Genomic DNA, 20122 nt, shown 5'->3' with positions numbered 1-20122 from the left:
AATCACCTCCGTAAACAAATACCTAAGCCAGAGAAAGACGCTGAAACTAAAAGTCCAAGAAAAAGCGGGGGGACATTAGTAAATATAAAAGGCGCTATCAATACTGCCAATAAGCCTCCACCAGCAGAGCATAATGTCCAACAGGGAGAAAGCTGAAGGGGGAACAGAAGGGCAACGATGAAAGGGAAAAAAGTTCCAGCCCCCCGCAGGCTCATACTTAAATAACTCCACTGAAGAATCATATCACCACTAAACAACTCTCCCATATAAGCTGCGCTTAGAACTATAAAAATCACAGCTGCCCTACTCATAAAAAGAGCTCTTTTTTCATCCATTTTCATATATGGCAAGGCTTTCAGAAAATCTTGCACTAGATTTGTAGCAATACCAAAAGAAAGACCTGCAGCAGCACCAACTACAGTTATCAATATTCCTGCCCAGAATATTCCACCCAGGATGGGAGGAAAGTACAAGCGTATGAACATTGGCAGAGCTTGTGACGGTACAATAGAAACACCAGCAGTCCTCATAAAAAGACCTATGTAAATCCCCATTAAGCCAAGGGGAGGAATAAGGATACCAGCTAATAACGTCCCCTTACGAGCCGTGTCTGGATTTGAAGCTGCAAAAACTCCTTGTATATAAATTTGAGTACAGAAAATACCAACTATCATCGACAGAAACGCTCCCAGTCCCTTTCCCACGCCAAATCCGAAGGGGCTGAATAAAGTTTTATTTCCAATATTATGATAAAGCCAGGAGGGGGTTACTCCTTTACCCATACCAAGTAATACCGAAACTGTCAGAATAAGGAAGAGCATCGCTATCTTTGCTTTCCCTATAACGCTGTAACTTTTCAGACCGCCTAAACACAGAAATCCAAGGATCAGACAAGCTACACCAATGGATGCAACAAAAGAAGGGAAAGGAAAAACTGTCTGCAACAAAGCAACACCTGAAAGAAATTGAGCAACCACAGAAATATATGTTCCAACTGATGATGCCACCATGGAAAGCATGCTGACTGATCTGCCATAATGTCTTTTAAGAAATTCTGGAATGGTCACAACACCAGAACTTCGCAAAGGAGATGCAAATCCCCATCCCAAAATGAGACACCCTATGCCGCCACCCAGAGTGAACCACCATGCTGAAAGGCCATATTCGTAAGCCATCTGAGCGGTTCCCACCGTAGAAGCCCCTCCAATAAGAGCCCCCATAATAACACCCGCGACTCCGCTTAACCCTGCTTTTCGTCCTGCAACTGTATAATCACTGGCTTCCTTTATTTTACGGGCAACGATCGTACCAAGTCCGAGAAAAACAAACAGCACAAGCAATGCTGAAGCAGTAAAGAGTTTCACCCTAATCATTTCCTTTTCAATCCGGCTTACGTCACAAAATGATGTGCCTGCGAGGATTTGAACCCCAGACCTTTATTTTCAGAGCTTCGTTTTTTTCAAAGCACTGATTAACGGCTTTCTTCATATGAATCATAGTCAAAAATTAAAAAATCACATTACATGTTTCTTTTCTTTACGCTGCTAAAATAGAAAAATTTAAAAAGAAAACATACGCCATATTAAAAATCAAGGCTACTAATTTACCCCAAAAAACTTGAAGTCACGACGTATTCTTGAATTTCGTAAATCGTAGTTTGAGACACTCAACTTGGAGGCTCTTATTTTGTCTACCAGGTTGAAGATGCAATAAAGGAGCCACCTACTCTATCTGTTTATAAAGACTCACACAATCTATTTAATATATAGTATTCATTTAAATTACGATCAAGCAAAACTGTATTATTAAAGCGACATTCACTTACATCGTTCAAGTCTATCTCTGAAAATATTATTCTCTCTTTTTCATCTACCTTACCTGAAACAACATACCCCTTGGGATCAATCACGACAGACCTGCCAAGAAACTCCCTCTCATCATTAGCGGGACCTATCCTGTTCACTGCCGCCACAAAAACAACGTTATCAATAGCTCTACATGCAATGTTCACATCCTACCATTCCTTGAGGTTGTCTCCTTTTCTCCAAGCTGCTACAACCACAATAAGTTCTGCCTCCTACTAAATGCTCTTTGTCGCAAAATTAAAATGTAGATTGATCTCTTCTTTTATGTCCAAAACAGCAGAAATAATTTTCTCGTTAACATCTTCTGTGGCACGTGAGTCTGGTAAAACTACAGAAATGCTCGCATAGTTCTGTTCATGAGGAAAATAAAGTCCGGTTGCTATACCAGTAACACCATCATCCTTTTCCCCAAAGCTTATGACATAGCCCTTTTCTTTTGCTTCAGCGTATTTCCTTAGAAGTTTTTGCGGATCAATCAACGTGCGTGCTGTATAAGTTTCAAATTTACGTGTATTAAATATTTGCGCAACCATTTGAAAAGGCATTGTAGTAAGAACCGCAAAGCCAGATGCTCCCGCATGAATGGGGAAAGATTGATTCAACTTCGGTGTGACGCTAATTTGCTGAGATGCTTCAATTTTGTCGACACAAATAACTTCGTTATTATTCCACACGTTAAGCAATACCGTTTCTTTAGTAATATCGGCTAGCTTGCATAAAAAAGGGTGAACTTCCCGACATGAAGCAAACTCCTCGCGCGCTATCCATGAGAGGGTGACAAGCTTCATTCCCAAGCAATACTTGTCGTTATCAGGCAATCGTTTTAACCACCCTCTGCTCTCTAATGTCAAAACTAACCGATGGGTTGTACTTTTGCTTAACCCTGTCAATCTACTAATCTCACCTATTCCAAGGGGAGTTTTTTCTTTACCAAGGGCTTCAACTATCAAAAGTGCCCGCAAAAGAGACCTGTTAAAATATTCTTCGCGCGCCATGAGGGCTCCTTCTTTTTATTGCAAATATGTAATCGTTGTCCATGAAGCTTTCTCCTAATTATTATTCGCCATTTTTTCCCATAAGCTCAAGAAGCCGGAGCTCAAGGACCTGTGAGGGGTCGAAGTCTGCAATTTGTAAGTAATAAGCTGCACTATCAATAAGAGCCTTGGCTGGAATCATACCATAGATTTCTGTCTCGAGAACCGACACACCCCAACGCTTTGCTTCCATACGAATTGTTTCGAGTACCCTGTAAAGAGAGTTTGCCTCGTAGTCAACCAAATTCATACTGACTTGTGTAATTCCACGCTCTTCAAGTGCAAGGCCAATGCCTTTAACATGACAGAAGCCACCTGAAGACGCACGAACAGTGTTTGCGATCTTCTTTGCTATCTCAACATCTTCTGTCTTAAGGTTAACGTTAAAGGCAACAAGAAGTTTTCTTGTTCCCACTGCCGTTCCTCCAGCTGTGGGATGAAGCCCTGGCCCACCAATATCAGGATAACGATCTGGATTATTCTTTGCCTCATCCTTAAGAACCTCGTACTGCCCCTTTCGGACAACTTCCAATTTCTTTCTTGCAGGCATCTTTGCCGCATCTTCGTAAAAGTAAACAGGAATACCTGTATTTTTAAAATAGCACTCACCAAAAGAGTGTGCCAAGTCGACGCACTCTTTCATAGTGATACCTTTAAGCGGAGTAAAAGGAATGACATCAACTGCGCCAATGCGAGGATGCCCTCCATGATGTAAATTCATGTCAATATGTTTCAGTGCAGTTTTTGTTGCTTCGATAAGGGATTCTTGGATCGGAGCCGGTTCGCCCACAAGACTGATAACAAGGCGGTTGTGATCTTCGTCAGCTCTGTAGTCCAGAAGATAGAGTCCTCTCTTACCGCGAAAAGAATCAACGATTGCCTCGATAACATCCTTGCGGCGACCCTCACTAAAATTAGGGACACACTCAATCAATTGCGTTGTCATAACATACCTCCTACAATCTTTATATTTATAGTTATAGTTATAGTTATAGTTATAGTTATAGTTTTGAAAAGTATTTATTGTGTTCGCATAGAAATTAGCGGATTCATATCTGCCACCCAACACTCATAAACTTAAAATAAGGCCAATAATACTAATGGCGTACCATCTCGCGGGACACTATCCCATTAATTTAATACAAAGTATAGGCATGGATACCTGAAGTGTCAACGTTGATGGCACACCGGGCAAAAAGTCATCTGTTATTTTATAATTTAAAAAAGGGGGGCTTTTCTTACCCATGGAAGAAGCAATGAAAGTGGCACTTCGTGACAGGATTGTGAAATAAGGGCAAGTAGCTCAAGTTGCTGCTATACAGGCTATACATAAGAACATAATAAAAAAACCGGCCCGCTTAAGCGACCCGGCTATTTTATTAAATGGCGTGCCTGCGGGGATTCGAACCCCAGACCTTTGGCTCCGGAGGCCAACGCTCTATCCGCTGAGCTACAGGCACCTAATGAACGTCGAAAATATTACCACGTGCCAGGATTTACTGCAACTGAGTAAGTCTGAACATTATTACTTTTTAAAAGTTACAATTGTCACCCCATGCCCGCCCTCGCCGGGGCCGCCAAGACGATAGCTTTCAACATAACTTAGATGTGCACAAAATTGGTGAACTTCCCGACGGAGAATGCCTTCTCCTCGGCCATGTATAATTTCTACACTCAGATATCCTGCGCGCATTGCTCTGTCAAGATATTGCTCTACCAGAGGCATGGCTTCGTCTACTGTCATCCCCCTGATCATCAAGGAAAGGGGCACGCCCTGAGGCTTAGTTGCGCTCATGGCTGGGCTTTCCGGCAAGGCGTCTCTGACCTTTTTTGACGTTGGTGTCAAAGAGATCAAGGGAACATCCATACGTGCAGCACCTGCCTGCACTTCTGCTTTATTTCCTTTCAGAGCCAGTATAGTGCCTGTTATAGAGGTCCCCGCAATTGAAACAGCATCACCTATTTCTAAATTGCGTTTTTCATCCTTCATTTTTTTAATGAATCTCTTTTCCTCTTTTTGCTCAAGTTCTTTTCTTTTTTCCCGTATGTTCTCTCTTTTCCCATGTAAATTCCTTTGAACCACAGACCTGGCTGCTTCGTCCAGGTCACGTATCATCCGCCTTGACTCTTCTTCTGCTGATGCAAGAACAGTTGCAGCCTGTTGTTCTGCTTTGGCTATTATTTTCTCTCTTTGTTCTTCAAGCGCCTTCATTTTTTCAGAATACTCCTTGCTCAAAAGGTCGGCCTTTTGACGTTGCTCTTCCATTTTTTCCCACTCATGGTTTAGCAGAGCCTTCCTCTCATGAAGATCTGCAATGACTTCCTCCATGGATATTTCCTGCTCTTTAAGGGTCGCCCTGGCCTTCTGAAGCACTTCTGACGGCATGCCGTAACGCTCTGCAATATAAATGGCATTACTTCGCCCCGGGATGCCCATGAGAAGATGATACGTAGGCGCCAGGGTCTCTACGTTAAATTCCATGCTCGCTGTTTCCACATGGGGAGTAGTTAAAGCGTAGCTTTTAATAGGATTATGGTGGGTCGTCGCTAAAGTAATGCTTTTCTTTTCCCGTAAAGTGTCTATGAGAGCTATTCCTAATGCCGCTCCTTCCTGAGGGTCGGTCCCAGCCCCAAGTTCATCGAGAAGAACAAGAGAAGATCGCGTTGCTTCTGAAAGAATATGGATAATGTTTTTAAGATGAGCGCTAAATGTAGAAAGATTCTGCTCAATACTCTGTTCGTCCCCTATGTCTGCAAATACGTTGTCAAGATTACCAACTACAGTTCCTTCCTTTGCTGGAAGGGGAAAACCGCACCACGCAAGGATTATGCCCATACCAACAGTTTTAAGGGCTACTGTTTTACCACCAGTATTTGGCCCAGTAACAACAAGGACATGGAAGCTTCTCCCGCATTCAATTGTAAGAGGGATTCCCTTTTCACCCAAGAGTGGGTGAAGTAGATCATAAAAGACAAAAAAAGGCTTTTTTGAGAGTTCCGGAAGAGTCCATCCATATTTTCCCATAACGTCAGTAAGAGCATAGAGTATATCTATCTGACCTAGAACACCTTCTGCGTCGACTATTGCTTTTTCTCTCCCAAGAATCATTTGAGTGAGTTCTGATAATATTCTCCTCTTTTCCTCTTCTTCATCCTGTATAAGAAGTACAAGGCGGCTATTAAGCTCTGCAAGACTTCGAGGTTCCATGTAAACAGAGTTACCGGAACCAGAGCGGTCGATAAACGTGCCGGGGAAACGAGATGCGAATTCTTGCCGGACAAGAACAGTAAATCTATTCTGTCTAAAAGTGAGCAAACGTTCCTGCAACATATTATTTATTCGGGAATTAGCGAAAAGGGCCTGTGCCCTTAATCGAATTGATTGACGAACTGCCTCTTCACTTTTTCTAATTCGCAACAAAGTCGGAGTAGCAGAATCAAAAAGGTTTCCATCTTCATCCAAGACGGCAAGTGATTCAATCTCGTATTTGAAATCTCGTATTTTCTTAAGCACGCCTGCAAAAGGAGCGAACTCATCTTTCACTTGGTTTAAAACATCTTTGATTCTGGTCGCAAGCAACAGAAGCATGCGGACAGCAACTAGCTCCTGACCTGTCAAGAGTGCAGTTTTTCGAGCAGCATGTATTTCTTCCGCAACACTGCTTACATTCTGATTCCAAGGAAAATCTCCATAACGATCAACATAATCACGATAAGCAATCAGGAGGTTCTGGCGGTTGCGAAGGGTGTCTATTGTTTCACAGGGAGTTATAGCTGTGAGAACTGATAAGCCAAGATCGCTGCGTAGTGATTTAGCAAAGATAGAAAGAATTTTATCGATTTCAAGGAGATTCCAAACTTCCTTACGTACTTTCATGGGATAGGTTATCCCCTTCCGCAGAATAAAGAAATGTATTGACATACGGCCATGCCTGAGAAGCTAGTTTCATAGCAATGCTCTCCTTAAACCACTGAGGAGATATAAAAGAGGAAAACGCCATCAATACTGCATAGAGGAAAAGGACAAGGAAAACTCCCTTCAGAGCTCCAGCCATCCCCCCAAGAATCCTATCAATGAAGGATAAGGCAGACCATCTTAAAAAAATCTGAACCATACGGCATGCAAGGGTCGCAATGACAACAACAAGAATAAACAGCAGGGCCATTGAAATGACAAGAACAATCGAAGGGTTACCGGCCCATTTCTCTAAATACCAGCTGGAAAGGGCAGGGCCTAAATGCCATGCAAGAAAAGCCCCCCCAATTACTCCACCAAGAGAAAACAACTCACCTGTAAGCCCCCGGAAGAGCCCACGTAAAGAGAGAAAGATCAATACAAAAACAATTGAAATATCAATACCTAACGCCAGAGTCATGGTCTGGAATTTTCCCCTGGAGAATATTTTTGAATAATATCTTCAAAAGTCTCATTGGCGTGGTCAAGACAATAGGCAAGATGGAGACTTACCAGAAGCAAAAGATGCTCCTGGCCAGTCTCTTTGCCAATCTTATCAGCAGACTCTTTCAACAATGAAACAACTCGCCCATATGATTCCTCGTTCAATGTTGTTTTCAAGTGGTATTCCTTTTTACCGAGCTTGAGCGTTACATCCCGCACAGGGATAGACAAAGCATTCAGCTCCTCTGTTAGGAATTATGACCTTGTTCTGATTGTTCTGGTAACAAGGCATTCAGTTTATCGTAAACGCTCTTCATCTGATTGTCTAGCTGAGCCTTTTCTTTTTGCAACATCATTCTCTCTCGCTCAAGTCTTTCTATTGTTCGCTGAAGCTCTTTCATTTCTCGTATATGCTCCAGATCTTTTTCTGACACTTTTTGCCTGAGAGAGTGAGCTTCTTTTTTTAACTGCTCGTTTTCATCTTTTAACTTTGTTAGCAATTCTGCTAAACGATTAGCCAGTTGTTCGATAGAATTCAGAGTTATCATAGCCAGTGCCTCCGTTCCTGAACTCATCATTTAGCGAAGAGTATACCCTTTTGACGCCATTTCTTCCCTTACTCTATTATGCACTGCATCAACTTCTTCATCGCTAAGCGTGCGTTTCATATCCCTATAGGCAAGGGAGAAAGCCAGGCTGCGCGATCCTTCCGGAACGCCATGGCCCTTATACACATCGAAAAGACGAAGGTTCCAAAGCAAAGAACCTGCTGCTGAACGAATTTCATCTTCTACTGTCTTTCCTTCTTTATTTTCAGGCACTAAAAGAGATATATCCCGGTGGACAGCAGGATATGGCGGATTTTCGCAGAACAAAGGATGGACATCCTCAATAAGTGGATCAAGGGATATCTCAAAAGCATATATAGGGGACCCCATGTCCAGTTCTTTTTCAAGGGATGGTTTAAGCCGGGCAATGTAGCCAACTTTTTCATTGCCAATACATATCTCAGCTGTTTGTCCCCCGTGTCCGAAGGGTTCTGCCCCCAACCTTAAGATGTAATTTACGCCCCTGCTCTGAAGAAAAGCTTCTACATCGCTTTTGACAGACATAAAATCTTCTACTAGACATTCTTTATAAACATTACGTATGTCACGGCCTGGGTAGATAAGCCCTGCTAACCTCTCTACTTCTTTTTTCCCCGCGTCTGATTCTGAATCCCGCAGGAATACCCTGCCCAGTTCAAATAGGCGAACAGCCTCTCTCCACCCGGATCGGAGTGAAGAAGCAAGAGCGTTAATCAGGCCTGGAAGCATCAATGTCCGCATTGCCGAAAGGTCTGCGCTAAGAGGATTGGATAAGACAAAGGGGTGTGCCCTTTCATCATCTTCCGGCAACCGAAGAAGTTTTATATAAGACGGTGACAGGAAAGAGTATGTTACAACCTCAATGTATCCTCTTGCCAACGCTATTTGGCGCAGACCTGCCTGGAGTTCCGTCCATGCCCCTCTTTCTCCTGGATGGCTCATCTTTTGAGGGAGACGACTTGGCATATCGTTATATCCCCGAATTCTGGCCACTTCTTCGATAAGATCTTCCTCTATTGAGATATCTGGCCTGTAAGAAGGGATTTTAAAAATACGCATGTTCTCTTTTTCTTTTGACACCTCTCTGATACCAAGACGCCCAAGAATTTGAGAAGACTCTTGAAGATCATCCCATAACAATAGTTTATTGAGTTTTTCCCGGGTCAATACTACTTCACGGCCGCTGATGGATCCTGTTGTTGCTTCAAGGACTTCCCATTCCGTGGTAGCGGCGCCCCACTTCTTCAGTAGAGAAATAACATAGGCCATAGCTGGGTATACGAGTTCTGGATCTACTCCCCTTGAGTACCTGAAAGCCGCTTCACTATTAAGCCCAAGGCGGCGAGAAGTGCGGCTAACCCTTATTGCATCAAAATTAGCGCTTTCTATGACAACATTGCGAGTCGTTTCACAAATTTCAGTATTCTCCCCTCCCATAACTCCAGCAATACCAATGGCTGATCCTCCACTTGTAATGAGAATATCAAGGGGATCAAGGACTCTTTCTTTGCCGTCAAGAGTAATGATCTTTTCTTCTGGCGTGGCAGAGCGAACTGTAATTTCGTTCTCTGGTAAACGGTCTAGATCAAAGGCATGGAGAGGCTGACCCATTAAAAGCATGGTCAGGTTGGTAGCATCGACTATATTGGATATGGGGCGCATACCCATAAGAGATAGTAATATGCGTATAGGCAATGGAGATGGTTCGATCTTGACATCTGTAGCAAGTCCCAACAGATAACACCGACAACCTTCGTCCTCCAAAGATATAGAGCGGAAATTAACAGGCCACTCCATACCTTCATTTGAACGATTCTTAAAGTTTTTCCTGCCTACAACATCTGGGAAAAGAGCGTACACTTCCCTGGCGATGCCAAGAGCACTCAACAAATCCCCTCTATTCGGTGTAATAGAGATATCAAGAACCGCATCGTCCAGGCGTAGATATTTCTTTACGTCTTTTCCGACAGGAGCATCCGAAGGTAGGCGTAAAATGCCAGATTCATCAGCTATATCAGGGAGACCAATTTCATCAGCCGAAAGCATCATCCCCTGGCTCACCACACCATCAAAATCCCTTTCTCCAAGCACTGTTCCATCAGCAAGTACGGCACCTGAAGGCCCATAAGGTACAAGATCTCCAATTTTTAAATTGGTAGCAGCTGTGACACAGACTGCTGCCCCCTCCCCATAATTGAGAGAGGCTACTCGAAGGGAATTTTTACGAGAATGCGGTTCGAGAGCAATAACCTGGGCAACCCGCACACCTGATAACCTTTCGCATGGACGAGTTATTGCCTCTACTTCGCAACCAGTGAGAGTAAGTTTTTCCGCAACCTCTTCAAGAGACGCGGGAATAGATACAAGGCCATTAAGCCAATTCCAGGACACTAACATGATTTGCACCTCCCAGAAAGAAGATAGGGGACATTCCCCTCAAAAAGAACGCGGAGGTCTGTCAGTTTGTACTTTAGCAGAGCAAGGCGATCAAGCCCCATTCCCCAGGCAAAGCCGTTGTAAACATTAGGATCAATACCACCAGCTCTCAAAACATTCGGGTGAACCATACCGAGACCGCCTATTTCAAGCCAGCCCGTACCTTTACAAATACGGCACTGGGGATTCTTCCCAGAGCATTCAACACACTCTACGTCCAGTTCAAGAGAGGGTTCGGTGAATGGGAAATAGCTAGCTCGATATCGCGCTTTGAGCGGCCGACCAAAAATACTGTTAACCAGCACTTCTAAGCATCCCTTTAAGTCAGCAATGGCAATATCTTTATCCACAAGAAGGCCTTCCAGCTGATGGAACATGGGTGAATGAGTCGGGTCACTATCCCGTCGATAGACCTTTCCTGGACATACTATTCTAAGAGGTGCCCCATATTTCAGCATAGAGCGAACCTGCACTGGAGAAGTATGTGTTCTAAGCAAATGTTTTTCATCAAAATAAAAAGTATCCTGCATATCCCTTGCCGGGTGAAAAGATGGAATATTAAGGGCCTCAAAATTATGAAAATCATCCTCGATCTCGGGGCCCAAAGCAACAGAAAAGCCTAATCCTGAAAGGATATTTATGACATCAATAGTAACCTGTGCCACTGGATGAAAAGCACCCCACGTCCGGCCGCGAGAAGGGAGGGTCACATCAATGAACTCTTTCTGTTCTGCTTCCTCCCATTCTTTTTCTTCCAAAAAAGTTTTGCGTATTGAAAGCTGTTCTTCTATTTCATCTCTCAGCTTGTTGACCAACTGCCCCACCGCTGGCCTTTTCTCTGGAGGCAGTGATCCAAGAGTTTTCAAAAGCGACGTGACTTTCCCTTTTTTACCAAGGTACTTCACTTTCAGATCCTGAATTTCATCAGCAGAACTGGCCTGTTCAAGCTGATCCAGAAATTCAACACGACACTTTTCTATATTGTTATGAATTTCGCTCACGCTCCATTACCCTCCCTTTCACGTTCTTCCTCAATGGCCAATAAAAGTTTATCCAAATCATTCTTTTTACCGGCGATAAGAAGGAGATCGTCTTTATTTATAACCGTATCTGCCGACGGCAAAAATCGTGACCCTTTCCTATCAAAAAGCAAAACCATTGCATTATATTTCTTCCGAAAATCCAGTTCGGCAAGGCTTTTCCCCAACATTTCACGCAATGGCATAACTTCTCCCACCAAATAGTCTCCACCCGGAAGTTGAGAGAAACTTGAAAGCCAAGGATGGACAAACTGTTCCGCTACTTTTTGCCCCATATCCCGTTCTGGGAAAATAACTCTATGTGCCCCGACCCGCGAAAGGACTCTGGCATGAAGTGCCGTCTGAGCACGAGCTACAACAAGGGGGATATTAAACCCCTTGATTATAGTGGTTGCAAGAATACTAGCCTCTATGTTTTCTCCTATGGTAACGACAGCGATGTCCGCTTCTTTCGCCCCAACTTTTATAAGAGCATCTTCATCAGTAGCGTCAAGCTGAGCTGCTAAAGCTATAATATCTGCTACTGCTTCAACTTTGGCCGGGTCTGCATCAACTCCAACTACATACTGCCCCATAGCAGCCAGCTTTTCACATAAGGAGAGGCCAAAACGTCCCAATCCAACCACAAGGACCATTTTTCTTTTCTCAGCCATACCCATTAGCCTCCTAGCCTACCGGGATGTTTGTTGCAGCGTAATTCACATTATCCCGTGTTTCTCGAGTTATTACTACGTACATAAATGTAAGGATACCAACCCTTCCCCAGAACATCAACATTATAAGAATAATTTTACCCATTGTAGAAAGGGACGACGTAATTCCCAATGAAAGTCCCACCGTGCCCATAGCGGAGAAGGCTTCAAAGATCAATGTGTGGAAGGGAGCCGTTTCCGTAAAAGACAATAACACTATACTCAAAAGGACGGTACTAACGTACAGAAGGCTTAACGAAAGAGCTCTGCGCACATTATTAAAGGATATATTACGATTAGCATAAACAATGTTATTTCTTCCCCTCATCTCACAAAGAGCCGAATAGACTAAAAGTCCCAAGGTCGTCGTTTTGACCCCACCACCAGTAGAGCCGGGAGAAGCCCCTATGATCATCAATAGGCAGGTAACAAAAACCCCCAAAGCTGTAAAGTTCGCTGTTCGTATAGTATCAAACCCCGCAGTGCGAGGGGTGACGCTCTGAAAAAGAGCGTTCCATACTTTAAGAGTTGGAGATAGTCCTCTAAATGCCCCGTTCCAGTCAGAAATAAGAAATAGAAAAGCTCCGCCAATGATCAGGATACCTGTAACCTTTATGACAAGGTGGCAGTGAGGTGTCAATGGTTCACCCCTTCTCATATATCGGGCTATTCCCAAAAGAACAAGAAAGCCTGCACCACCTAAAATAATTAGAAGCATAATAGTGGCGGGGACAAGAAAAGTATGAGCATAACCTTGCAAGCCCGTTGAGAAAGGAGAAAAACCTGCGTTGCAGAAAGCACTAATGCTATGAAATAAAGCCAGATATAAAGCCCGCGCCGGGTTGTAGTCCCGAACAAATGCTATGAAAAGGGGGACGGCCCCAGCCACCTCTATTGCAACAGTCATCTTCAATATGAGGATAAGAAGCTTAATGGCTCCTGCCGGCGTATCGAGTCCAAGACCTCCCGCAAAAAGCAAACGTTGGCGTATCCCTATTTTTTGTCTGAAAAGTAGTAGAAGGGTCGTAGCGGCAGTCATAACCCCAAGTCCTCCCAGTTGTATAAGGACAAGGACAACCCATTGAGACAATAACGTCAGATCTTTACCGGTGTCTACAACAGTCAATCCTGTAACACAAACAGCAGATGTCGCCGTAAATAAAGCGTCTACAACTGCGATAGAGTGCTCTCCCTCCAAATTAAAGGCCCATATAAGCAGGGTTCCTATCACTATCAGCGATAGGAACCCTGCTACAATGGTTCTCTCTACTCGGAGAGAACTATACGTTTTCAAAACTACTGTCCTAACGCATTACGGGCTTGTTCAACCAATTTTGCAAAGGCCGGCATATCGTTGATGGCCAGTTCTGAAAGCATTTTTCTGTTAATTCCAATGCCCGCTTTTTTAAGTCCGGCTATAAGCGAACTATAGCTCATCCCCTGGGCCCGCGCAGCCGCATTTATACGAGTGATCCACAAACGCCTAAAATCTCTTTTCTTCAGTTTGCGGTCATCATAGGCTCTAGACAGAGATTTAAGAAAAGCTTCCCTCGCTCTTCTATAAACATTCTTCTTTTTGCCCCAATACCCTTTTGTGATGGAAAATAGCTTTTTCCTTTTTTTATTACTAACGCTACCACCCTTAACACGAGGCATAGCATGTCACCTCTCTTAATCATAAATTCTTTATTTTATACGTGAAATCGACCCCTAGCTATAGGGAAGCAGCTTTTTTAGATCTCCAGCCAATGTTTCTGGAACATACCCCGTTTTACGGAGACGACGAAGACGACTTCTGCTCTTTCCTGTCAAAAGATGCCCTCTTCCATTTTTTCTATAGCTGAACTTGCCTGTTCCGGTTGAAGAGAATCTCTTTTTTGCTCCTGAATGAGATTTCAACTTAGGCATAGTAATACCCTCCTTTCACACTGTTAAGTATACTAAAACACTACACCAAAGAGTTGTTCAGTAAGATTATTACTCTGACTGTTCAACTTCTTCCTGATTTTTATCCTGTTTGTTTGTTTCCTTTGTTTTTGTCGGCCCTAAAGGTGTGAGCATCATTCTCATATAACGACCTTCCATACGAGGTTCTGCTTCTACCTTGCCTAAACTCTCTGTGTCATGAACCACTCTTGCAAGGACATTGCGCCCTTTATCAAGGAAAGCCATCTCACGACCTCTGAAAAAAATAGAAACTTTTACCCGGTGTCCGCATTTCAAGAAATTCATAACAGCCTTAACCTTAAAATTATAGTCGTGTTCATCGATTTTCGGACGCATTTTGATTTCTTTTAGGGTTTGTCCCTTCTGTTTCTTTCGTGCATCTTTTTCTTTTTTCTGCAGTTGATAACGATATTTGCCATAATCAAGGATACGGCAAACTGGCACTTTAGCCTGGGGAGCCACCTCAACTAGATCAAGATTTCTCTCTTCTGCCATACGTAAAGCATCCTCTATTTTGGTGACACCTATTTTGACTCCGTTATCGTCAATCAATAACACTTCACTCACAGTGATTTCATCATTGACGCGGGGTTCCCCTGCTTCTCTTTTGGCTATAACACTTCACCTCCGTGATAATATAAAAAAGGGCCGATGGATTTCCACCGACCCTCACACATACAAAGCAATACTCTCAAAGAGTGTTATGGTTTCGACCAGACAACAACGCCTTGCGTCGTCAGGTGAGAGGGTGGGCCTCTTCTTTAGACTAAGAAACTATATCACAGCTGCTGAAATCTGGCAATTACTTGTTAAGTAGCGGATTCTTTTCTTCCATTAAAACATCAATAAAACTGTTGATTGACATTGCACCAAGATCCCCTCTGCTCCGCTCTCTAGGCGCGACCTGATCGCTGGCAACTTCTTTTTCTCCGATAACGGCCATGTATGGGATTTTCTGAATCTGGGCATCTCTGATCTTCTTCCCCAGCTTTTCATCTCTGCTATCTATTTCAACCCTGATATTATTAGCAACCAATTTCGCCTGAACCAATCGTGCATAATCAAGAAAATCTTCCGAGATAGGAAGCAAACGGACCTGTACAGGCGCTAACCAATAAGGAAAAGCTCCAGCGAACTGTTCTATGAGTATTCCGAAGAACCGTTCCAGACTTCCCAGAATTGTTCTGTGAAGCATTACGGGCCGATGTTCTTTTCCGTCAGCTCCGACGAATGTCAAGTCGAATTTTTCAGGCATCTGGAAATCAAGCTGAATTGTTCCACACTGCCATGTACGTCCGATACAATCCTCAAGGTGGAAATCTATCTTGGGACCATAAAAAGCGCCGTCACCAGGATTGACGCGATATTGCATATTAGTTTCTTCCAGAGCTTCTTTCAAGGCAGTTTCAGCTATATTCCACTGTTCTTCTGACCCCATGGAGTTCTCAGGACGGGTAGAAAGCTCCATTGTATATTTAAAGCCAAAGATATCCCTATATATGTACTGGCAAAGATACATAATCCCTTTGATCTCATCTTTAACCTGCTCTGGTGTGCAGTAAAGATGAGCATCATCCTGCGTAAAACAACGTACTCGCATTAAACCATGAAGAACACCTGATCGCTCGTGGCGGTGGACTATCCCTAATTCCGCCATCCGCAAGGGAAGATCACGATAACTTCTTATCTGACTTTTATAAATAAGAATTCCACCAGGGCAATTCATTGGTTTAATGGCAAAAGGCATCTCGTCGATCTCTGTAAAATACATGTTGTCACGATAGTGATCCCAATGCCCAGAACGAATCCAAAGACTGCGATCAAGAATAAGAGGGGTTCGAATCTCGCAGTACCCGTTCTTTTCGTGAACTTGTCGCCAGAACTCAGTGAGCTTGTTCAGTATAGCCATGCCCTTGGGGTGGAAGAAGGGAAATCCAGGACCTTCGGGCTGAATACTGAAAAGGTCGAGTTCTTTGCCTATTTTACGGTGGTCTCTATTCTTCGCTTCTTCAAGTCTTGTTATATAAGTTTGAAGAGATTCCTCATCTGCAAAAGCCGTTCCGTAGACACGGGTCAACATTATGTTTTTTTCATCGCCCCTCCAATAAGCTCCGGCTACTGAAAGAAGTTTAAAATGCTTTATCCATGAAGTATTCGGTACGTGAGGCCCTCTGCAAAGGTCTACATAGTCTCCCTGCCTGTACAGACTCACAGTCCCATCTTCTATCTCCTCTATCAATTCCACTTTGTACTTTTCTCCACGCTCTTTAAAAAAGGCAATCGCTTCTTCTTTTTTCAAAATCTGGCGCTCTATGGGGAAAGCACGCTTCGCAAGACGTTTCATTTCCTTTTCAATTTTTGGAAGCGCTTCCTCCGAAATTGATTCCGGGAGTTCCATATCATAGTAGAATCCGTTTTTAATGGATGGGCCTATCCCAAAGTGAGCTTCCGGATAAAGAGATTGAAAAGCCTGAGCCATAAGGTGAGCTGCTGAGTGCCGTATAATATCAAGCCCCTCTTCGCTGGCGCCATCTATAGCTTCTAACAATCCGCTCTCTGCGATCTCAGCTGAGAGATCAACATAACGACCGTTAATCTTGGCTGCCACAGCCCCTTTATGCATCTCCCAGCGCTTCAATACATTAAGAACACTGCCACTTTCAATTTCTATCATATCCTCATTGGCGTTTTTAAGCTCGAACATGCGTATCACCCCTAAAAAATAATGCCCACATCTCTCCTTCTGGAGACGATGTGGGCTATATCGCGGTTCCACTCCAGTTCCAGCTTATAAAGCTGGCCCTCTTTACGCTGTAAGGGGCGTTCCCCTGCATCTTACGCCAAAAAGCTTCAAGCTTCGATGCCGGCTCAGGAATGGTCTTCGGTCTACCCTGCTGCATGAGGCTCTCAGCCCATGGCCTCCACTCTCTGTTCAGTGGTCGTAAAACTACTCTTCCCTTCATAGCCTTACATATTCTATTTGGCGAAATTTATACTACCTAAAAGTAAGAATGTCAACTCTTTTACTTCACACCGGTACTGCCAAAGCCACCTTCTCCACGTACTGAATCTGAAAGGGATTCATTTTCCTCCCATACTAACTGAACCACAGGGGCTATGATCATTTGTGCAATCCTATCCTGTGGCATAACCTGAAAAGGTTCCTGTCCGAGATTAATAAGGATAACCCGAACTTCCCCCCTGTAATCAGAATCTATAGTCCCTGGAGTGTTAAGCACCGTAACACCGGAACGAAGAGCGAGACCGCTTCTTGGTCTCACTTGAGCTTCATAACCTTCTGGAAGCTCAACATAGAGACCAGTACCCACACTTCCCCTCTCTCCAGGCTTTAGAAGAAGAGGCTCCGCCGCACGAAGATCCACCCCGGCAGAAAAGGGAGTTCCATATTCCGGTAATGGTATTTCTATGTTTCGCCGGGCGACCTTAACCATTACACGCTTCATCGACGAGGTCCACCCTGCCTACGGTCCGGCCGTTCCTGACTTCCACCACGACGCTGGCCAGGAGCGGGACGGGGAGCGGAAGCAGCTTTGGCTTCAATAGCGGTTTCCTTTGCCTTCTCCTCTTCAAGGGCTTTGCCGAATCCCTCTTTTATAACCCTTTCTTCCTGGTCATACAGTTTCTTGCGTGTCAGATTAGTCCGTCCCATATCGTCTATTTCTTTGACCATGACAAGGACTGTATCCCCAACACCAAAAACATCTTCCACTTTGCCGACACGGTGAGGGCTGATTTCGCTTATGTGGAGAAGACCTTCTTTGCCTGGCAAACACTCTATAAAAGCCCCGAAATTCATAATCCGAGTGACTTTGCCCAGATATATTTCCCCTGGCTCCAATTCTTTTGTAAGCCCCTTTATTATTGCCAGTGCGCGTTCAACACCCTCACTTGATGTTCCGGCTATATATACTTCTCCATTATCTTCCACATTGATCTTCACTCCTGTTTCCTGGGTAATGCCTCGGATGACCTTACCGCCAGGGCCTATGATATCTCTGATTTTTTCAGGATCAATATGGGTCACATAAATCCTTGGCGCGTAAGGAGAAAGGCCGGAAGGCTCTTCTATGGCAGATTCCATTTTCTCGAGTATAAACAATCTTCCTTCTTTTGCCTGATTGAGGGCCTTTTTAAGAACTTCCCTAGTAATGCCACCTGCCTTGTTATCCATCTGAAGGGCCGTCACACCTTCGCGGGTTCCGGCCACTTTAAAGTCCATATCACCATAGTGGTCTTCAAGACCCTGAATATCACTCAAGATCTCTACTTTTTCCCCTTCCTTTATGAGCCCCATGGCAATGCCAGCGACATGTCTGTTAATGGGAACTCCGGAGTTCATAAGAGCAAGGCTTCCCCCGCAAATAGATGCCTGAGAACTGGATCCGTTCGACTCCAGGATATCTGAAACAAGACGGACCACATAGGGGAACTCAACCTCATCGGGAATTATAGGGCGAAGAGCCCGTTCAGCCAAGGCGCCATGCCCTATTTCACGACGTCCCGGACCCCGCATGGGACGAACTTCTCCAACTGAATAGGGGGGAAAGTTATAGTGAAGGATGAACCTCTTGTTCGGTTCGTCCTGTTTAAGGCCGTCAAGAATCTGGTCATCTACTCCCATCATCCCCAAAGTAGCCACAACGAGGGCCTGAGTTTCGCCCCGGGTAAAAAGAGCTGAACCATGCACACGAGGCAAAACTCCCACTTCACATGTAATCGGGCGAATCTCATCCATTGCCCGACCATCAGCCCGCTCTCGCTCATTAAGAATGCGGGACCGCATTGTTTTCTTCACCATCTCGTCAACTGCCGCAGAAATATAAGCCTCCGTACCAGGATAATTTTCTGCGAAATGCTCGATAGATGTGGTTTTAACGTAACGAATTTTTTCTGCCCTGGGTTTTTTCTCGTGAATACTGACTGCCTCTAATACATGCTTTTGCATTTCTGCTCCTAGCCATGAATCTATCTCTTCAAAAAATTCTGGTTCAGGAATATCTATCTTTTCCTTGCCAATCTGCTTCCGAATCTCTTCTTGCATGGCAACAATCTTTTTAATTTCAGTGTGGGCAAGATCCAGAGCATCTACGAGCAACTCTTCTGATACCTCGTTAGCTCCCGCCTCAACCATGGTAATGCCGTCCTTATGGCCAGATACGAGCAAATCCAATTTGGATTCCAACATTTGCTCTTCAAGAGGGTTGACTACAAGCTGGTCATTAATATAGCCGATGCGCACAGCTCCTATGGGGCCTCCCCACGGAATTTCAGAGATCATAAGAGCTACAGACGCTGCATTAATGGCGAGTACACTGGGGGGGTTAAGCTGATCTACTGATAGCACAGTAGCAACAACATGTATGTCGTAGCGAAGATTTTCATCGAAAAGTGAACGTATAGAACGGTCAATGACACGTGCACTCAAAATGGCGTTTTCAGTTGGTCTTCCTTCCCGTTTGATAAACCCTCCGGGGATTTTACCTGCTGAGTAATATCTTTCTTCAAAGTCAACTAGCAAGGGGAAAAAGTCAATCCCCGTACGAGGTGTGTCAGAAATGCAGGTAGTGGTCAAAACCACTGTATCCCCGCTCCTAGCCACTATGGAACCATTTGCCTGTTTGGCCACACACCCCGTTTCGAAGGTCATTTCATGACCCCCGATCTCAATTGAAAATACTTTTTTCATCCATTGTTCCTCCTCTAATTTTCTACCTCTTCGTATTGTACTTGATAAGAATAACACATCCCACAAAAAAAGTGCGAGAGCGGATATCCGCTCTCGCACAGAAAAACCTTTGAATAAAAATTTATTCTGTTTTTTTAGTGACGAAGACCAAGGCGTTCAATTAAAGTCTGGTATCTGTTGAAGTCTTTCTCCCTCAGATAGCGAAGAAGCTTACGCCGTCTTCCGACCATCTTAAGAAGTCCCCTCCTGGAATGGAAGTCCTTTGTGTGGTTCTTCATATGCTCTGTAAGCTCACGAATCCTCACGGTCAACATGGCAATCTGAACTTCTGGAGACCCTGTGTCCACATTATGGGTGCGGTACTCTTCAATGATCCTCTGTTTCTGATCCTTCTCCAACATAATTGTTCACCTCA

19 protein-coding genes, 1 tRNA gene and 1 other annotated feature are annotated in these 20122 nt (G+C 44.1%); all 20 genes read right to left on the bottom strand.

Annotated features, from left to right (window positions below):
* Nucleotides 1-2: 2 nt before the first annotated feature.
* The gene (locus tag AMICO_RS03615) at nt 3-1364 is read right to left on the bottom strand and encodes a sodium:solute symporter family protein (protein ID WP_052292798.1); all 1362 of its coding nucleotides are present in this window, start codon (nt 1362-1364) and stop codon (nt 3-5) included.
* Between the two features lie 371 nt (nt 1365-1735).
* The gene (locus tag AMICO_RS03610; protein ID WP_041459329.1) at nt 1736-2011 is read right to left on the bottom strand and encodes a nitrilase-related carbon-nitrogen hydrolase; all 276 of its coding nucleotides are present in this window, start codon (nt 2009-2011) and stop codon (nt 1736-1738) included.
* Between the two features lie 69 nt (nt 2012-2080).
* On the bottom strand, nt 2081-2860 hold the full coding sequence (locus AMICO_RS03605) for an IclR family transcriptional regulator (protein WP_013048117.1): 780 nt from the start codon (nt 2858-2860) through the stop codon (nt 2081-2083).
* 61 nt (nt 2861-2921) lie between these two features.
* On the bottom strand, nt 2922-3845 hold the full coding sequence (gene ftcD, locus AMICO_RS03600) for a glutamate formimidoyltransferase (RefSeq protein ID WP_013048116.1): 924 nt from the start codon (nt 3843-3845) through the stop codon (nt 2922-2924).
* 438 nt (nt 3846-4283) lie between these two features.
* Nucleotides 4284-4359, bottom strand: a tRNA-Arg gene (locus tag AMICO_RS03595).
* A gap of 65 nt (nt 4360-4424) precedes the next feature.
* The gene (locus tag AMICO_RS03590; protein WP_013048115.1) at nt 4425-6776 is read right to left on the bottom strand and encodes an endonuclease MutS2; all 2352 of its coding nucleotides are present in this window, start codon (nt 6774-6776) and stop codon (nt 4425-4427) included.
* Nucleotides 6763-7275, bottom strand: coding sequence for a CvpA family protein (locus AMICO_RS03585; protein WP_013048114.1), 513 nt, complete (start codon nt 7273-7275; stop codon nt 6763-6765). The genes AMICO_RS03590 and AMICO_RS03585 overlap by 14 nt, the downstream gene beginning before the upstream one ends.
* Nucleotides 7272-7529: a cell division protein ZapA gene (locus tag AMICO_RS03580; RefSeq protein ID WP_013048113.1), complete on the bottom strand. Its 258-nt coding sequence runs from the start codon at nt 7527-7529 to the stop codon at nt 7272-7274. Before AMICO_RS03580 ends, AMICO_RS03585 begins: the two co-directional genes overlap by 4 nt.
* A gap of 17 nt (nt 7530-7546) precedes the next feature.
* Nucleotides 7547-7876, bottom strand: a complete 330-nt coding sequence (locus tag AMICO_RS03575) for a hypothetical protein (RefSeq protein WP_169302796.1) — start codon at nt 7874-7876, stop codon at nt 7547-7549.
* A complete protein-coding gene (gene pheT / locus AMICO_RS03570) occupies nt 7877-10282 on the bottom strand; it encodes a phenylalanine--tRNA ligase subunit beta (RefSeq protein WP_013048111.1) in 2406 nt (801 codons plus the stop codon).
* Nucleotides 10276-11322 (bottom strand): phenylalanine--tRNA ligase subunit alpha, encoded by a 1047-nt coding sequence (pheS, locus tag AMICO_RS03565; protein ID WP_013048110.1) that lies wholly within the window; start codon nt 11320-11322, stop codon nt 10276-10278. The genes pheT and pheS overlap by 7 nt, the downstream gene beginning before the upstream one ends.
* Nucleotides 11319-12014 carry a potassium channel family protein gene (locus AMICO_RS03560; RefSeq protein WP_013048109.1) on the bottom strand — a complete coding sequence of 232 codons (696 nt, stop codon included), beginning with the start codon at nt 12012-12014 and terminating at the stop codon, nt 11319-11321. Before AMICO_RS03560 ends, pheS begins: the two co-directional genes overlap by 4 nt.
* A gap of 13 nt (nt 12015-12027) precedes the next feature.
* A complete protein-coding gene (locus AMICO_RS03555) occupies nt 12028-13347 on the bottom strand; it encodes a TrkH family potassium uptake protein (protein ID WP_013048108.1) in 1320 nt (439 codons plus the stop codon).
* 2 nt (nt 13348-13349) lie between these two features.
* Nucleotides 13350-13709: a 50S ribosomal protein L20 gene (gene rplT / locus AMICO_RS03550; protein ID WP_013048107.1), complete on the bottom strand. Its 360-nt coding sequence runs from the start codon at nt 13707-13709 to the stop codon at nt 13350-13352.
* 54 nt (nt 13710-13763) lie between these two features.
* A complete protein-coding gene (gene rpmI, locus AMICO_RS03545; RefSeq protein ID WP_013048106.1) occupies nt 13764-13961 on the bottom strand; it encodes a 50S ribosomal protein L35 in 198 nt (65 codons plus the stop codon).
* Between the two features lie 69 nt (nt 13962-14030).
* A complete protein-coding gene (infC, locus tag AMICO_RS03540; protein WP_083775765.1) occupies nt 14031-14615 on the bottom strand; it encodes a translation initiation factor IF-3 in 585 nt (194 codons plus the stop codon).
* Nucleotides 14616-14802: 187 nt separating this feature from the next.
* Entirely contained in the window at nt 14803-16704 is a 1902-nt protein-coding gene (thrS, locus tag AMICO_RS03535; RefSeq protein ID WP_013048104.1) for a threonine--tRNA ligase, read from the bottom strand.
* A 38-nt stretch (nt 16705-16742) separates the two neighbouring features.
* Nucleotides 16743-16972: a binding site (T-box leader), on the bottom strand.
* A 51-nt stretch (nt 16973-17023) separates the two neighbouring features.
* Complete coding sequence (gene dut / locus AMICO_RS03530; protein WP_013048103.1) at nt 17024-17464, bottom strand: dUTP diphosphatase; 441 nt, start codon at nt 17462-17464, stop codon at nt 17024-17026.
* On the bottom strand, nt 17461-19707 hold the full coding sequence (locus AMICO_RS03525) for a polyribonucleotide nucleotidyltransferase (RefSeq protein ID WP_013048102.1): 2247 nt from the start codon (nt 19705-19707) through the stop codon (nt 17461-17463). The genes dut and AMICO_RS03525 overlap by 4 nt, the downstream gene beginning before the upstream one ends.
* 134 nt (nt 19708-19841) lie before the next feature.
* On the bottom strand, nt 19842-20108 hold the full coding sequence (rpsO, locus tag AMICO_RS03520) for a 30S ribosomal protein S15 (RefSeq protein ID WP_013048101.1): 267 nt from the start codon (nt 20106-20108) through the stop codon (nt 19842-19844).
* Nucleotides 20109-20122: the final 14 nt, after the last annotated feature.

It is taken from the genome of Aminobacterium colombiense DSM 12261, assembly GCF_000025885.1.
Taxonomy (GTDB): domain Bacteria; phylum Synergistota; class Synergistia; order Synergistales; family Aminobacteriaceae; genus Aminobacterium; species Aminobacterium colombiense.
The sequence above is the reverse complement of the archived record's forward strand: the minus strand, read 5'-3'. Positions and strand labels throughout refer to the sequence as shown.

What these genes read in the sequence shown, in the direction of transcription:
- AMICO_RS03605 (WP_013048117.1), bottom strand. Translation starts at nt 2,860, where the DNA reads ATGGCGCGCGAAGAATATTTTAACAGGTCTCTTTTGCGGGCACTTTTG.
- ftcD (WP_013048116.1), bottom strand. Translation starts at nt 3,845, where the DNA reads ATGACAACGCAATTGATTGAGTGTGTCCCTAATTTTAGTGAGGGTCGC.
- AMICO_RS03590 (WP_013048115.1), bottom strand. Translation starts at nt 6,776, where the DNA reads ATGAAAGTACGTAAGGAAGTTTGGAATCTCCTTGAAATCGATAAAATT.
- AMICO_RS03585 (WP_013048114.1), bottom strand. Translation starts at nt 7,275, where the DNA reads ATGACTCTGGCGTTAGGTATTGATATTTCAATTGTTTTTGTATTGATC.
- AMICO_RS03575 (WP_169302796.1), bottom strand. Translation starts at nt 7,876, where the DNA reads ATGATGAGTTCAGGAACGGAGGCACTGGCTATGATAACTCTGAATTCT.
- pheT (WP_013048111.1), bottom strand. Translation starts at nt 10,282, where the DNA reads ATGTTAGTGTCCTGGAATTGGCTTAATGGCCTTGTATCTATTCCCGCG.
- AMICO_RS03560 (WP_013048109.1), bottom strand. Translation starts at nt 12,014, where the DNA reads ATGGCTGAGAAAAGAAAAATGGTCCTTGTGGTTGGATTGGGACGTTTT.
- rplT (WP_013048107.1), bottom strand. Translation starts at nt 13,709, where the DNA reads ATGCCTCGTGTTAAGGGTGGTAGCGTTAGTAATAAAAAAAGGAAAAAG.
- rpmI (WP_013048106.1), bottom strand. Translation starts at nt 13,961, where the DNA reads ATGCCTAAGTTGAAATCTCATTCAGGAGCAAAAAAGAGATTCTCTTCA.
- thrS (WP_013048104.1), bottom strand. Translation starts at nt 16,704, where the DNA reads ATGTTCGAGCTTAAAAACGCCAATGAGGATATGATAGAAATTGAAAGT.
- dut (WP_013048103.1), bottom strand. Translation starts at nt 17,464, where the DNA reads ATGAAGCGTGTAATGGTTAAGGTCGCCCGGCGAAACATAGAAATACCA.
- AMICO_RS03525 (WP_013048102.1), bottom strand. Translation starts at nt 19,707, where the DNA reads ATGAAAAAAGTATTTTCAATTGAGATCGGGGGTCATGAAATGACCTTC.
- rpsO (WP_013048101.1), bottom strand. Translation starts at nt 20,108, where the DNA reads ATGTTGGAGAAGGATCAGAAACAGAGGATCATTGAAGAGTACCGCACC.